14 protein-coding genes are annotated in these 14,387 nt (G+C 48.3%); 1 reads left to right on the top strand and 13 read right to left on the bottom strand.

The features are described 5' to 3' along the window. The first annotated feature begins 31 nt into the window (after positions 1–31). A complete protein-coding gene (gene yvfG, locus MHI44_RS07885; protein ID WP_003219905.1) occupies positions 32–250 on the top strand; it encodes a protein YvfG in 219 nt (72 codons plus the stop codon). A gap of 9 nt (positions 251–259) precedes the next feature. Here the strand turns inward: yvfG and MHI44_RS07890 are convergent, their stop codons facing one another. The 13 genes from MHI44_RS07890 to MHI44_RS07950 are packed head-to-tail and all read right to left on the bottom strand — an operon-like array spanning position 260 to position 14,366. Next, entirely contained in the window at positions 260–1,228 is a 969-nt protein-coding gene (locus MHI44_RS07890) for a polysaccharide pyruvyl transferase family protein (RefSeq protein ID WP_247470804.1), read from the bottom strand. Beyond that, positions 1,207–2,373: an aminotransferase class I/II-fold pyridoxal phosphate-dependent enzyme gene (locus MHI44_RS07895; protein ID WP_339203280.1), complete on the bottom strand. Its 1,167-nt coding sequence runs from the start codon at positions 2,371–2,373 to the stop codon at positions 1,207–1,209. Before MHI44_RS07895 ends, MHI44_RS07890 begins: the two co-directional genes overlap by 22 nt. Before the next feature lie 4 nt (positions 2,374–2,377). Further along, the gene (locus MHI44_RS07900; RefSeq protein WP_144458782.1) at positions 2,378–3,028 is read right to left on the bottom strand and encodes an acetyltransferase; all 651 of its coding nucleotides are present in this window, start codon (positions 3,026–3,028) and stop codon (positions 2,378–2,380) included. Then, positions 3,025–3,633 (bottom strand): sugar transferase, encoded by a 609-nt coding sequence (locus MHI44_RS07905; protein ID WP_014480945.1) that lies wholly within the window; start codon positions 3,631–3,633, stop codon positions 3,025–3,027. Before MHI44_RS07905 ends, MHI44_RS07900 begins: the two co-directional genes overlap by 4 nt. Then, positions 3,630–5,147 carry an MATE family efflux transporter gene (locus MHI44_RS07910; RefSeq protein ID WP_033883458.1) on the bottom strand — a complete coding sequence of 506 codons (1,518 nt, stop codon included), beginning with the start codon at positions 5,145–5,147 and terminating at the stop codon, positions 3,630–3,632. The genes MHI44_RS07905 and MHI44_RS07910 overlap by 4 nt, the downstream gene beginning before the upstream one ends. Further along, positions 5,144–6,178: a glycosyltransferase gene (locus MHI44_RS07915; RefSeq protein WP_192858021.1), complete on the bottom strand. Its 1,035-nt coding sequence runs from the start codon at positions 6,176–6,178 to the stop codon at positions 5,144–5,146. The genes MHI44_RS07910 and MHI44_RS07915 overlap by 4 nt, the downstream gene beginning before the upstream one ends. Beyond that, the gene (locus MHI44_RS07920) at positions 6,175–7,251 is read right to left on the bottom strand and encodes a polysaccharide pyruvyl transferase family protein (RefSeq protein ID WP_181217454.1); all 1,077 of its coding nucleotides are present in this window, start codon (positions 7,249–7,251) and stop codon (positions 6,175–6,177) included. Before MHI44_RS07920 ends, MHI44_RS07915 begins: the two co-directional genes overlap by 4 nt. 4 nt (positions 7,252–7,255) lie before the next feature. Then, positions 7,256–8,290 carry a glycosyltransferase family 2 protein gene (locus tag MHI44_RS07925; RefSeq protein ID WP_181217455.1) on the bottom strand — a complete coding sequence of 345 codons (1,035 nt, stop codon included), beginning with the start codon at positions 8,288–8,290 and terminating at the stop codon, positions 7,256–7,258. Positions 8,291–8,314: 24 nt separating this feature from the next. Then, entirely contained in the window at positions 8,315–9,418 is a 1,104-nt protein-coding gene (gene epsG / locus MHI44_RS07930) for a biofilm exopolysaccharide biosynthesis protein EpsG (protein WP_015714749.1), read from the bottom strand. Then, positions 9,415–10,563 (bottom strand): glycosyltransferase family 1 protein, encoded by a 1,149-nt coding sequence (locus MHI44_RS07935; RefSeq protein WP_339203285.1) that lies wholly within the window; start codon positions 10,561–10,563, stop codon positions 9,415–9,417. The genes epsG and MHI44_RS07935 overlap by 4 nt, the downstream gene beginning before the upstream one ends. Beyond that, positions 10,556–11,392, bottom strand: coding sequence for a glycosyltransferase EpsE (gene epsE / locus MHI44_RS07940; RefSeq protein WP_032722561.1), 837 nt, complete (start codon positions 11,390–11,392; stop codon positions 10,556–10,558). The genes MHI44_RS07935 and epsE overlap by 8 nt, the downstream gene beginning before the upstream one ends. After that, on the bottom strand, positions 11,389–12,534 hold the full coding sequence (locus MHI44_RS07945; protein WP_339203286.1) for a glycosyltransferase family 4 protein: 1,146 nt from the start codon (positions 12,532–12,534) through the stop codon (positions 11,389–11,391). Before MHI44_RS07945 ends, epsE begins: the two co-directional genes overlap by 4 nt. A gap of 11 nt (positions 12,535–12,545) precedes the next feature. Next, positions 12,546–14,366 carry a nucleoside-diphosphate sugar epimerase/dehydratase gene (locus tag MHI44_RS07950; RefSeq protein ID WP_192858026.1) on the bottom strand — a complete coding sequence of 607 codons (1,821 nt, stop codon included), beginning with the start codon at positions 14,364–14,366 and terminating at the stop codon, positions 12,546–12,548. Between the last annotated feature and the right edge of the window lie 21 nt (positions 14,367–14,387).

Consider the following 14,387-nt stretch of genomic DNA (forward strand, 5'->3'; position numbering starts at 1 on the left):
ATACATTTATGAAAAAGGAGCTGCCAAAGAAATGTCTGAACTTTTTTCCGTCCCTTATTTTATTGAGAATTTAAAACAGCATATTGAAATGAATCAGTCTGAGGATAAAATCCACGCGATGAACAGCTACTACCGTTCCGTCGTCTCAACACTAGTGCAGGACCAGCTGACGAAAAACGCAGTTGTCCTGAAACGGATTCAGCATTTAGATGAAGCATACAACAAAGTCAAACGTGGAGAATCAAAATAAACCTTCCGCTCACATGTGAGCAGGAAGGTTTTCCTTCTTTGAGGCGTTCTGGATGAGCCGGGTGCTCGGCACTCCTTCCATCCAGGTATGAAAGTAATTGGCGTTTTTCCCATAGGAATTATCAATGACCGTGTTTTCTTTTTGAAGAAGAGAAGACAAGATGTGGCCGTGCAGCCTTGATGTTTCCACCGATTCGTAACGGCTGAAAAACCGAATGGCTTTTTGGACGATATAATCCGAGTATTTTCCCCATATATACGCAATGGGCAAAGGGTTGCCTGCTTTTTTATTCAGGACGTTCAGCGTTTGGAGAAAAGCAATCGTCCGGCGGTCTGAAGCTGACAGCACCGTGCGCCAGTCGTAGCTTTCCGCTTCTGCGTGTTCCTGAAGCGCCTGGTTTGCTTCATGATCTGTTCGGATAAATCTCAGCTTTTGATTGGACGGCTGCTGCGTGGGAATGACGGGAAACAGCTGATGAGCCATATCAGGCAGAAGCTGAATGTGATTTCCTGAAAAATAAGCCTGCGCCGTAGCATAGGAGGCTTTTTCCCTTGTCATGATGTGAAGGTTCGCATGCTTAGAAAATATCTCTGCCGTCCGTTTGAGGTTGTCTTTATTTTGAAAATAAATCGATTGCGGCAGGATCACAATTTTGTGGTTCGGATAGGTTTGGACGATTTTCTCTCTAAAGCCTTGATAATACGGATACAGATCCCCGAAGTTTCCGCCTCCCTGGCAGACGATGATGAGATGAGGATCCAGCTTTCGCCCGACTGGAAAATTGTCAGGATTCCAGCGTTTTCTGACCCGAATCCCGTGTTCTTTAAAGAAGGCTTCTGTTCCTTTCATAATAAATAAATCCCCTACATTCCCATATAGAGGATAGTCAGCATATATAATCTCTGATTGTTTCGGTATGACGTCGAGCAGCCCGGACAGTTTCTGTTTCAGGCTGATCATCGAATGCTTGCTGTCCATTTCTTCACCTCGGCAGTTTGGAATAAGTGCAGTAGCACTTCAATGACCCGGCCTTGCTCATCTTCTGTCATATTGGACCCCGATGGGAGACAGATTCCTCGCTTGAACAAATCTTCGCATACGCTTCCTGTATCTTCATGAGAATAAAATAAAGCCGGATCGAACAGCGGCTGGGTATGGAGCGGCTTCCACAGCGGACGGGCTTCAATGTTTTCTTCAGCAAGACGTTGAACTACGTCATATGGGCTGAGCCCGTTATCAAGTGTGAGCGTGGTGAGCCAGCGATTGGATACGCCTGCTGCGTACTCCGGCATAAAGCGGACGCCGGCTATGTGACCGAGCGCATTTTTGTATCTCGTGAAAATGGTCCTTCTTTTCTCCACTCGCTCATCCAGCACCTCAAGCTGGGCAATGCCGACGCCGGCTAAGATATTGCTCAGCCTGTAATTATGACCAATTTCACTGTGCTGATAATGAACAGCCGGCTCTCGTGCCTGCGAAGCGAGAAATCTTGCTTTTTCAATTGCTGCTTCATCATTTGAAACAAGCATCCCTCCCCCTGATGTGGTAATGATTTTGTTCCCGTTAAATGAAAAAATGCCGAAGCGCCCGAAAGTTCCGCTTTGCTTCCCTTTATAGACTGTGCCGAGAGATTCGGCTGCGTCCTCAATGACAGGAACTCCGTATGCATCACACAGGCTTACGATTTCATCCATTTTCGCGCTCTGCCCATATAGATTGACGGCAATCACCGCTTTTGGCAGTGTTCCATTTCTTTTCGCTTCCTCCAATGCTCTTTCAAGGGCTGTCGGCGACATATTCCACGTATCAGGCTCAGAATCGATAAAGACGGGCACCGCTTTTTCATATAGAATCGGATTGGCGGTTGCTACAAATGTGAAGGACTGGCAAAACACGCTGTCACCTTCTTTTACCTCAAGTAAACGCAGCGCGAGATGAATCGCCGCCGTTCCTGAGCTGACCGCAGCTGCTGCTTTTACATCGACTCGTTCTGCCAGCTGTTCTTCAAATGAATTCACGAGCGGCCCAAGCGGCGCAATCCAGTTTGAGCGAAAGGCTTCTGAAATATAGTGCTGCTCCCTGCCGCTCATATGAGGGGGAGATAAGTAGATTTTTTTATGCATAGAATCATCCTTTGTTTGATGTTTGAATGGAAGAAATGATGCGTGCCGGAGCACCGGCCGCCGTTACCCTGTCCGGTATGGAACGGATCACCGCGGAGCCGGCTCCGACAATGCTCCAAGCCCCGATTGTGATCTGCGGTATGACGGATGCACCGGTTCCGACGTGAGCGCCTTCCTGAACGGAAACCGCTCCTGACAGCGTGGCACGCGGGGACAGATGAACGTAATCGCTGATTTGATTGTCGTGCTCTGCCACTGCACCCGTATTGATGATGCAGTGGGCGCCGATGCGCACATCCGCCTGAATGATCGCGCCCGCCATAATCACTGTCCCTTCCCCAATGACAGCCGACCTGCTGACGATGGCTGACGGGTGAATCAATGTAATAAAATCATCTTTCCCCAGACCCAGTCGCTCCGCCAGCTGTTTTCTGACACTGTTATTCCCAACAGCAATCAGAAACAGCACATCAGGAATGAGCCTGCGCAGTTCAGTAACGGCTTCCGGCGGTCCTGTGTACCATTCTTTTCCGCCTTCGAATGTTTTGAATTTATCATCCAGCACCGCGGCTAAGCGCGTATCTGAGCGGGCGTTTATCAGCTCCCTGATCACCTTTCCATGACCGCCGTCACCCACAATGGCCACGTTTTTCATGAGGACACATCTCCGCTTCCGGTAAACCGTTCCGCGGTCACATGATTGGTTTGCTGAATCCCTTCTGAAACAAGGACCTTTCGCACCGTCAAACATAAAATTTTCAAATCGAGAAAAAATGACCGGTTGTCAACGTACCAAACATCTAATTCAAATTTCTTTTCCCAGGAAATCGCGTTTCTGCCATTGATTTGCGCCCAGCCTGTGATACCCGGCTTCACCTCATGGCGCCGTGCCTGTTTTTCTGTATAAAGAGGCAGATAGTCCATCAAAAGCGGCCGCGGCCCGACAAGGCTAAGATCGCCCTTCAGGACATTCAGGAGCTGCGGAAGCTCATCAATGCTTAGCTTTCTGATCAGCCTGCCCGTTTTCGTCAGCCGGACTTCATCGGGCAGCAGATTTCCCTCACTGTCCCGTTCATCCGTCATTGTCCGGAACTTGTATAGGGTGAACGGTTTGCCGTGCAGGCCTGGCCTTACTTGCTTAAAGAAGACAGGTGATCCTATTTTCAGCCTGACAACGGCGATGGTGAACAGAATGATCACACTCGTACAGCACAACAAAAAAATGGCGGCCGTCAGATCAAAAAGTCGTTTCAGGATCAAAGATTCACAGCTCCTTTCGTTTTTCGAAACCGTTTTAGTACCAGCTGTCTTTCCTCTTTTGTACAAACGAGCATAAAAGCGAAAACAGCGTAGCAAAAGCTGACTGTCACTCCCGTCGCTATCAGTGACGGCCATCCGTCAACCTTCACAACGAACTGAATTGCCTTACAGACCGTCCAGGCAAACACAGCGGCTGATAGAGGCCCGATTATGCCTTTAAAGAAAACGTGCTTTTTGTAGCCTGTAATGCGGGATACATAAAGCGGCGTAAAGATGGCATTTTTTAAAATAAGAGAAATGGCCCCTGCCAACGTTATGCCGTACAGACCGAGATGAGCCGGCCCGCTCAGCGTGACCGCCAGCACCACATTCACCGCACCTAACAGCAGGGTAACAATCGCCGGTGTTTTTTGTTGATTAAAAGCGGTCCATATATAAAACAGCGGCATAAAGGCGAGGCTGACAACCAAGTATCCGGCATGAATAAATAAAAGCGGTGCTATCGTTGAAAAGGACGGTCCGAGCCAGATTGTCAAAAAAGGTCCCGCCAATCCGCCCAATAAGGCAGCAGGAAGTGCAAGCAAAAGACCATTGAGCCTTACTGCCTTATTGGCGTAATTCATCAACCCTTCCATATCGCCTTTTGAATAATATGAAGTCATGATGGGCGCAAACAGGGATGCGACCGTTCCGGCCAAGCTGCGCAAAAGCAGCGGAAACTGGATAATCGCCGCGTATTTCCCGGATGCGGACGCCCCCAGCATCAAATTGGCGGTTAACAGATCAATCTGCAAAAAAAGCAGGACGCCGATTTGATTGACGGAGCTCCATGCGCCCGCTTGAAACAGCTCCTTGCTTGTGCGGAATGAAAGATCCTTCATACGAAACGAAAACCACGGAATCAGCTTTTTGAAGAAATAGAAAGACAGCACAGACGCAATGACAGCACCAGCTAAAGCTGCAAGCTGGATCTGCCAGATTTTCGGCGCAAAGCATGCAAACAGGAGCAGCACAGACAGCACCCGTATAAGCATTTGCACCGCCTGAATGGAACTGGTGATATAAAGGCGGTTGGCATAAAATGGTGCAGCACCGAAACCCGCCATCAGAAACGTTAAAATAAACAGCACACTGCCGATTAAAATCGACAAACGCACATCTGCCAAAAGCGCTTGCGGCACATTCATGACGCGGTCAATAAAAAAAGCCGAACCCGCAAGCGGCAGCAAGAGCAGCAATGAAATCAAAACAGAGGCCGCTAAATAATTGCTGATATACGCATTTGCTTTCTCCCGCTCTCCCCTGTGGGCAGCAACAGAAAAGAACCGAACGACAACCGAGCTGAGCGCCACGGTAATAACCGAAAAGTAATTAATCACATTTTGTGTCAAGTGAACAAAGCCAAACGCTTCGACACCGAGCGTTTTGACAATAAAAGGCGTCATCCAAACCGATAGGAAAACAGACAAGAGAAAAGCCGTGAGATTCGCGCTGAAATTTATCGTGAATTTCATGCCTGCTTCGCACTGCCTTTCATTGTCCCCCGCTGCTCGAAAAACAGCTTGATGAGAAAAGTGAGCCGCCATTTACACAGTGCTAATACCAAACGCTCTCCTCTTAATAATTTCTCATGCTGAAACGGTGTATGTCTGACAGCCTGCCGCACCATGTCATAGGATAAAATCTGTCTGATCTTCTTTTTGATGTCTTTCGGCGAATTCGGAGAAGCACAGGCATTTGCCAAAAGCATCGGAAGCTGGTGCCTGCAAATGTACACATTCAAATCTTCTTTACATGCGCCTGCTAAGCCGTAGTGATTGTAGAATGCGATTTTAGCCTGATATTGTTTTTGAAGATGTTCATCCATCGCCGGCTTATAAGGGATTTCTGTCAGGCTGTTCGGGTTTTCACGATAAATGTACAATCCTTCATCAAGCATTTTCACCCGCTCCGCTTCGCGAAAAGCGGACAAATTAAAGGGAGAGTCTTCAGCAAAACGGATGTCTTCATCAAACAACAGATTCGCCCTTTCAAAAAGCTCACGACGGTAAAGATAACGCCATACATACCAGATAAATCTCGTTTCGTGAGCATGTTTAAGCTGTTCAGTCATTTCTGGTTTCGTCAGCACGCGGTTTGCCTCAAGCTGCGGTGGCACATATGTCCGCCTGTCCGATGACTGCTTGTAAAAACCGCATCCGACGATGTCAAGCTGATTTTGCTCCGCTTCTTCAGTCAGCCTCTGGAACATGGCGGATGATACATAATCGTCTCCGTCTACAAAGCCGATGTAAGTGCCCCGCGCGGCCTTTATTCCCGTATTTCGCGCTGAACTAAGCCCGCCGTTTGCCTGATGAATGACCCGGATTCTCGCATCCCGTTTTGCATAGTCCTCTGCAATTTCGCCTGAACGATCCGGTGTTCCGTCATTCACGAGGATGATTTCAATATCCGAAAGCGTTTGGCAAAGCAAAGAGTCAATGCACTCCCCTATAAATGGTTCAACATTATACATCGGGACAATAATGCTGACGAGCGGGGTCATTGCGCTTCACCGCTAATTTTGTCACGCAGACCTTTAAAATACACATCTCTCGGAAAGCCTGCACGGGATGTTTCTTTTGTTAAAAGCTCATTGACTGCGGCTGTTACGCGCTCTGGCTCCGGATGTTCTATCAGCTTCATGAACGGGATGTCTTTAAGCCATTGATAGCCCTCCATCACCTTATGGTCAAAGGAGCGAATGACAACACACGGCGTTCCTGTCAGCGCGCAAAAAATCATGCCATGAAGCCTGTCAGTGACGACGGCTTCTGCGCTTTGCAGCTTAGACCACAGTGCTTCAAGTTCTTGTTCGCGTGTATCGCGGCTGACCCGGCGGCCGATCGTTGTCGTAAAGGATTTGATCTCGCCGAATTCCTCACATAGCGCAGCCTTGACCCGGTTCCTCTGGTCCTCCTGAAGCACGCTTTCCTGATCCTCGCGCAAACACATATAAACCCCTTCGCGTTCTGCGGGGGTCTTGCTTCTATCTAAATACAGCACCATGTCCGGCTGCTTCAAAATTGTTTTTTCTTGAAAATGCTGTTTCATAAATTGATACGTTGTTTCATCCCGCGCCATCAGCAACAGGCCGGGGTGCGCATTATAAATTTTCTGTGCCCGTTTCAGCTCTTTGCGCCCTTTTTTCGTGTCAGAAAAATGAGCCGTTGCCGGAAGCTGGACAACCCGATAGTCACGGAATGTTTTAATGATGAAGCGGCGCGTCCACTCCTCATAACGGTATAAATCCCCCATGTTTCCGCCGCCGATGATAAAGACCATATCCTCCGGATGGCGCGAGCGGATCAGGCTTTTTGCTGATTTGTAAATGTCCTTCATATCAACCTCGACGATGTCAAAGTCCGGGTATTCTTGCTCAAGAAATGCCTTGCTGGCATAAGCAATTGCGTGATCTCCCAAATTGTCATGGGACGGCAGCAGGGTCAGTATGATTTTTTTCTGATGTGCTGCGGCCTTTACCGGTTGATCTGCCGCTCCCAGCCAATATTGGGACGGGTATTTGACCTTTAGCAGCAGCCATTCTGCAAAATTGATTTTCAACGATTGTAACGACATGTCCTCACCCTCTGTTTCTCATTTTGTACTCGATCACCCGCTGATACACAGCCGATGCCATCGCGACGAACGGAATCATTCTGTATTTCGCCATCAGAAGCAGGCATGACCGTTTTGCGTCAAAAGGAGCAGTACCCGTTTTTGAAAGACTTTCTTGAAACACCGGGTCCGCGCATATCACGCCAACATTTCTAAGCTTTTCAAACAGTCGGCGGCTGCCGCTCGTTTTCCATTCATTCAGCATGCAGATGCTGCTGTGAAGAACGATAAAGGTATCAAGCTCCTTGCGATACTCCTCCAGTTTGTTGTTCTCCTGTAAAAACGCCGCATTCGCCTCATACAGCGCAAGTCCTGATTCAAACAATTTTTTCTGATAGCGCTGCACAATGGAGGAAAGGTGAATTCGGTAATGATAGAGCGGCGTTTTTACGTAGGCTACTGAGCGGGCGAAAAAATGAGCCCTGAAGCTGAAAAACTGATCCTCGACATGCTCCAGCTCGCCTCGGAGCGGAAACGATAGCCGATGGGCTTCAATCATGCTTCTTCTGTACAGTTTGTTCCATGAAAACCCTCTGACCTTCCCTTCGAATAACGCCTTGATATAGTGCTCCTTCGGCTGATCCTGATAGGTTTGGGCAATGTCAGAGTCCATGGTTTTGCCAGTGTCCTCAAACTCTGCGGCGTAATTGCAAATGACCAGATCAGTTTCATCGCCTGCTGCCCGGAGCATCTGCTCGCAATAATCAGGCTCAATCCAATCGTCTGAATCGATAAACGCGATAAATTCGCCGCGTGCCGCCTCAATGCCTTTATTCCGAACCGCACCGAGTCCCTGGTTTTCCTGATGAATCACCTTGAACCTGTTGTCCATTTTGGCGTATTCTTCTGCGATATCCGGGCTGGCGTCAGCTGAACAGTCATTGACAATGATGATTTCAATATTGTCCACTGTCTGGTTCCGCAGTGATTCGAGACACGTTCTGATATATGTTTCTGTGTTATAAACAGCGACTAACAGACTAACCGCAGGTGTTTCCATAATGACCGGCTCCTCGTGCATAAATTACCGGGAAAAAATCGTTCTGTAAGGCAGAACCGATGAATCAACCGGCATAAGCAAATAACTGTAAAGAAAATAACAAACAACGATAGCGATATAGATAAGGGCGTTCGATTTTTCATCAAATATCCTGACAAAATAAGGGACTAAGATCATTTGATACAGACCGAAATAAATATTGAATCTGGCAAAAATCACGTCCTTTGTGGCCAAAAGGCCGAACAAAAAACCAAGCAGGCACAAATTGACGACAATATCGATTTGCGGCCACAGACTCCGCAATCGTTCTTTATAGCAAAATGCAAGGAACAGCGGCAGAACCAAAACAGCGATTTTGATCACATTCATTCCATTTGTGTTCGTCATGAGCCATTTTTCATAATGGCTGTATGAGCTGTTTTCAAGTACAACGACAAACACAGAAATAAATTTTTGATATAAAAATGTCATGCCGAGAAATAAAGCGGATAGGCCGAATATCGCCGGTGACCAGGCTTTTCTTCTGACAATAAAGTACACCGGAATCATAATCAGCGCCGACGAATGAAAGAGCGAGCTGACCAGCACAATCAGGAAATATCGCTTCCAGTTCCCGCTGATGATATAACGGATCGCCCAAAACAAAGCAGCTGCGACCATGTATTGCCTGATGCCGTTAAAAGACGCGTAGTAATGAAAGGTTCCCAAAAACAAAAAGACACTCAGCTCAAACGGCCTGCCATAGTCGGCGAGTGTCTTCATAATAAAGCTGTAGGTCACGACCGCCACCGTAAAATACATGATTTGAGGATCTTCCGTGATGAAATTCATCAGCCAAAGGAGTGCGGTAAACCCCGGATCGGTCGCTGTTTTCGCTGTGCCGAAACCGAATATCTGCCACACATTTTGATAATCGCCCGCCAATTCGTACAGCAGCGTGTACGTCTGAAAATCCGTGCCGACTCGATAGCGGAGACCTGACACGAGCACAAGTGAAGCGAGCGGAATCCAGATCAAAAGCTTATTCGGCCGATACCCCGTGGCAAGCGAATCGTCCCGGCCGCCGCACATTTTAGCGAACCAAGACCAAATAAATACAATCCCCATATTGACGGCATATACAATCATCGGTTATGGTCCTTTTCCGTGCTGATGTTGTATACATTCAGCAGCGCTCCTACATTTTGCTGTGCATCGTAGCCAAGTTGGGCGAGTGTTTCCTTGATGAGCTCACGCTTCGGCCTGCCTGCGGCGGCCGCCCTTGCAATGGTTTCAGCCCAGACGCTGATCGGCTCAGAAAGACTTAATCTTGTGACAAGCCCGAGACCGGCGTCGACTTTTTCTGTAATGCTGTCTGAAATGATGCATGGAAGCCCCGATGCCTGCGCTTCCACAAGCACAACCGGCAAGCCTTCGTACAGAGACGGCATGACAAATACATCGAATGTTCGCATCAGTTCATGGATCCGTTCTTCCGTGCCTAAAAAGAGGACGTCTGATAGTAAATTCTGCTGCCGCGCCTCCTCCTCTATCTCCCCGCGCAACGGCCCGTCTCCCGCCAGAACGAGCTGCAAGCGAACGCCTCTTTCCTTGAGATGTGCGGCAAGCTTCAGCAGGAACGCGTGGTTTTTCACTTCATGAAACCGGGCCACATGGCCGATGATGAGCCGGTCGGCTGCAATGCCGCGTGCTGCTTTTTCTTCATCAGCCGCCTGCCCATTTGGGGCGAACAACTCAAGGTCAATCCCGTTAGGAAGAAGGTGAACACGCTCCATATTGGACTGTCCAAATAAAAACCTGCCCGCATCCTCTCCGCAGGCACACAGCGCTGTCGCATTTGCCAAAATGAGCCGCCTGAACACCATCAACTGCAAGCGATCCTTCCAATTGAAGCCGGTCTTCCAAGACGTATTGTGGGAATGGCATACCCTGACCGGCACTCCGGCGAGCCTTGCCGCAAGGGCGATAAAACCCGTTTGGAAATCCGTGTGCGCATGAACGGCGCTGAACGGCCCGTTTTCTTTTATCGCGTTTCTCACATTCCTCACAAATGTAAGGGGATTGCTTTGCCCAATGCTCGGGACATAAAAAAGCCGCCCGCCTAAAGATAAAATCTCTTCATCATAAGCGCACGGATCATTTCGATACGTTAAAAAGTCAAATTGCACTTTGCTTTTGTCCATCTTCCGATATAAATTCATTACCATGGTTTCCGCGCCGCCCCTGTTCATGCCGCTGAGAACATGGAGCACGCGCTTTTGGCTGCTATTCATGCTTGACAAGCCCTTCCTTTTGGTTCATCACTCTTTTTTTATGGTAGCGATTCATCACGGCTGGAGGCATAAAGGCGCGGATTAACGGTTTTGCGATATATATGTAATCAGATAAAGGAAGCTTCAAGCGTCTGCACGCCTGATAGACAAGGATGGCATTGTCAATTGAATACGTAAATGACCGCCGTTTGAATGCATCGCTGTCTTCCCTCACTTTATACAAGGCTTCCTGAAGATTATAGCCCCTGAAGCCCTCTTCAAAAAAGCGAAGCCACAAATCAATATCTTCCATTCGTCTCGTCCGCCGCACCGACCGGTAGCCTTTCAGCGTACGGTAGGCACTCGCTCTCATCATAATCGTGCCGTGGCAAAATGGGGTCCCTTTTGCCATGATGCCCGGCTCCGGAACAGAAGGCAGAATGCGGGCGCCTCTTACGCCAAATTCATCAAACACAAGCATGCCGGTGCCAACCACCTGATAATGTCGGTGCTTTTCTAAAAACGCGACCTGCTTTTCCAGACGGCGCGGAAACGAAAGGTCATCTCCATCCTGACGTGCGATATAATCGCCTGTCGCATGCGAAAGACAATGATTTAATGATGCGGCAAGCCGCTTATTTGTTTTGTTTTGAATCAGTTTGATGCGGTCGCTGTAATGAGCGGCATACTGCTTCGCGATGCGGAGCGTGCCGTCTGTTGACGCATCATCGCACAAAATCAGCTCCCAATTTTTATAGGATTGGCTGAGTATGGATTCTATGCTTTCTGCCAATGTGCGTTCGCAATTATAAATGCCCATAATGACAGAAACTTTCGGTCCTGAGTTCATACGCTTTTCTCCTTTGTATCCATATCCATGTACGCGGAATAAATATCTGCCATTTCTTCCACCGTTCGCGCCTCCGAGAAGCGCAAGGCTGTTTTTCGGCCTTCCTGTCCCAGCTTTCGGCAGAGCTCCGGCTTATGGTAAAGCTGTTCAATCCGGCGGGCAAAAGCAGCACTGTCACCGATTTTGATCAGAAAACCGTTTTCTCCGTCGCGGATGATTTCCCGATGCCCGCGATTATCTGTGGCGATCGCCGGTTTTTCTGCCGCCATTCCCTCAAGCACATTCATGCCGAGGCCCTCTCTAATGCTGGATGCGACAGATACATCCGCAAGCTGAATCAGCTCATGTATGTCGCTGCAAAAGCCGTAAAAACAGACATTGGCGGAGGCGCCAAGCTTTTCAGCTAACGTTTGATACGTTTGTTCCATTGCCCCTTCCCCGGCAAACACAAGGCGAAGCGAAGGAATTTTTTCTTTTAGCAAGGCTGCGGCTTCAATTAACTGCTTCTGGTTTTTGTTCAGATTGAGCTCAGCCGGATAAACCAATATAAAATCATCTTCACGGAACCCGTGCTTTTCTCTGAGTCTTTGCTGCTCTATCGGACTGACAGGCCGGAAACGCTCGGTATTGACGCCAATGCCGTGAATTTTCTGCGTCCTTCCGCCCGGCCTTTGAAGTCCTTTCGCCCGTATGTAATCCTCTTCATTAATCGTAATCAGGCAGTCTGTATATGCTGAAAGCCATTTCTCAACCGGATAGTAAAGAAGCCAATTTTTCATCGGTGCCCCTTTGCAGAAGTGAAAGCCGTGCGCTGTGTACAGCACCTTTGTTCCGTGCCGCCGTGCCTGCCTCGCCGCCAGTCTGGCGAGAACGCCGCCGACCGGTGTATGGCAATGGACAATGTCGTATTCATAGGTGTCAATCACTTTCTTCAGCTGCCTATAAACGGCCAGGTTCTGAGGATCAAAAGGTGACCTGCGAATCGGGATGGAGAATTTCTCATCCACATACGGCAGCTTGGTTTGTCCGTTCGCAGCGACATGAACCTCCCAGCCCATTTGCTTGAACCATTTAAAATAAGGGAGGTGAAAGGCCTTAAAATGATAATCAACAGTCGCGCAAAACAATATCTTTTTCGTCATTTTCACTCCCCCTAATGAACGCTGGCAGCCGTCATTTCTTCTGATGTATTGATTGCCGCAAACAGCCTCGCTCTCAGGTCGGCTTCCGGCAGCTCATGAAAATCCTCGATAAAGCGCATCAGCACCGGCCAATCGCCGTCCACCGCTTTACCGATGTGAATTTTTGGAAAGATTTGTTCAGCATGGACTTCATTTTTGTTCAGCAATTCTTCATACATTTTTTCGCCCGGACGAATGCCTGTGAATTCGATTGGAACCTGCTCAGTCGTGTAGCCGGACAAATGAATGAGGTTTTTGGCAAGATCCACAATCTTTACGGGCTCTCCCATATCGAGAACGAAAATCTGACGCCCTTTCGCCAGTGCCCCAGCCTGAATCACAAGCCTTGATGCCTCGGGAATCGTCATGAAATAGCGGGTCATTGCCGGATGTGTTACTGTCACCGGGCCGCCTTTTTCAATCTGTTTTTTGAAAATTGGAATGACGCTGCCGCGGCTCCCGAGTACATTGCCGAAGCGAACAGCGACAAATTTGGTTCTGCTGACTTTCCCAAGATTCATAATAATCATCTCTGCGAATCGTTTTGTCGCCCCCATTACGTTGGCTGGGTTCACCGCTTTGTCCGATGAAATCAGCACGAATGTCTCTGTTCCCGACATATCGGCTGCTTCCGCGACATTTTTTGTTCCGATAATATTGTTTTTGACCGCCTCTTCTGGATTGTGTTCCATTAAAGGCACATGCTTATGGGCAGCTGCATGATAGACAACATGCGGCTCGTATTTTTTCATCAAGGTAAACATTTTATCGCGGTCCTGCACATCAGCGATTTCCGTATGGAGCACAATGTGTTTGCCGAATCGTCCGTTCAGCTCTGTATAAATCGAATGAATGCTGTTTTCCCCATGGCCGAGCAGAATGATTTCCTTAGGCTGAAACGCGCTGATCTGACGGCAGATTTCCGAGCCGATTGATCCGCCCGCTCCCGTGACGAGAACTGTTTTTCCTTTGATGCGGTTCGAAATTTCGCTAGTGTCGAGGGTTACCGGCTTTCTGCCGAGCAAGTCCTCAGCTTTTACATCTCTGATTTGTCCGGCAGTTCGTGTGCCAAGCAGCATTTCATCAAAATGAGGCATAATTTTAATGCTTACTCCGGTTCGCACACATTCTTTATATAACACCTGAAGCTCATGGGTGCGGAGTGAAGGAATGGCAATAATAATATAATTAATTTTGAGCTTTTGCACCGCAGGCATGATACTTTCTTTTCCGCCGATTACGGGCAGCCCCATAATTTCTAATTTATGCTTCGTTTGGTCGTCATCAATAAAAGCGACAGGTATGATATCAGGTTCATCTTTCGAAAGCAGCTGCCTGACCATCAGAGTCCCACCTGAGCCCGCCCCGATAATCAGCGCGCGGGACGAGGCGCAGCGTTTTTTCCTGATGCTTTCGTTTAATACTCTGGATAAAATACGGGTCCCTCCAATAGACAAAAGCTGAAGCACCCAGCACGCGGTTAACAGACGGAAGAACATCGTGTGATACACAGCATACTGAATGACGCCGGTCACAGCGGCGGAAAGCGTAATGCCCTTAAGCAGGACAATCAGCTCGCCAAGTCCGGTGTATGTCCACACCTGTTTATACTGATTGAACAGGAAAGCACACACATGATAGCTGAGGAGCAAGCTGACAGCGGTAAGCAGTAATGCTCCGGAGTCATAAAATTGATAGGAATCTTTTAAAAATTGATATCCTGCAATAACTGAATTTAAAACGAGGTAAGTATCCAGCGCAATAATCATTGACAGTCTTCTCCGGTAACTCAACCTTTTCCCCCCTAATTCTTT

Origin of the sequence: Bacillus sp. FSL K6-1366, from assembly GCF_037976695.1 — a bacterium.
Classification (GTDB): domain Bacteria; phylum Bacillota; class Bacilli; order Bacillales; family Bacillaceae; genus Bacillus; species Bacillus subtilis.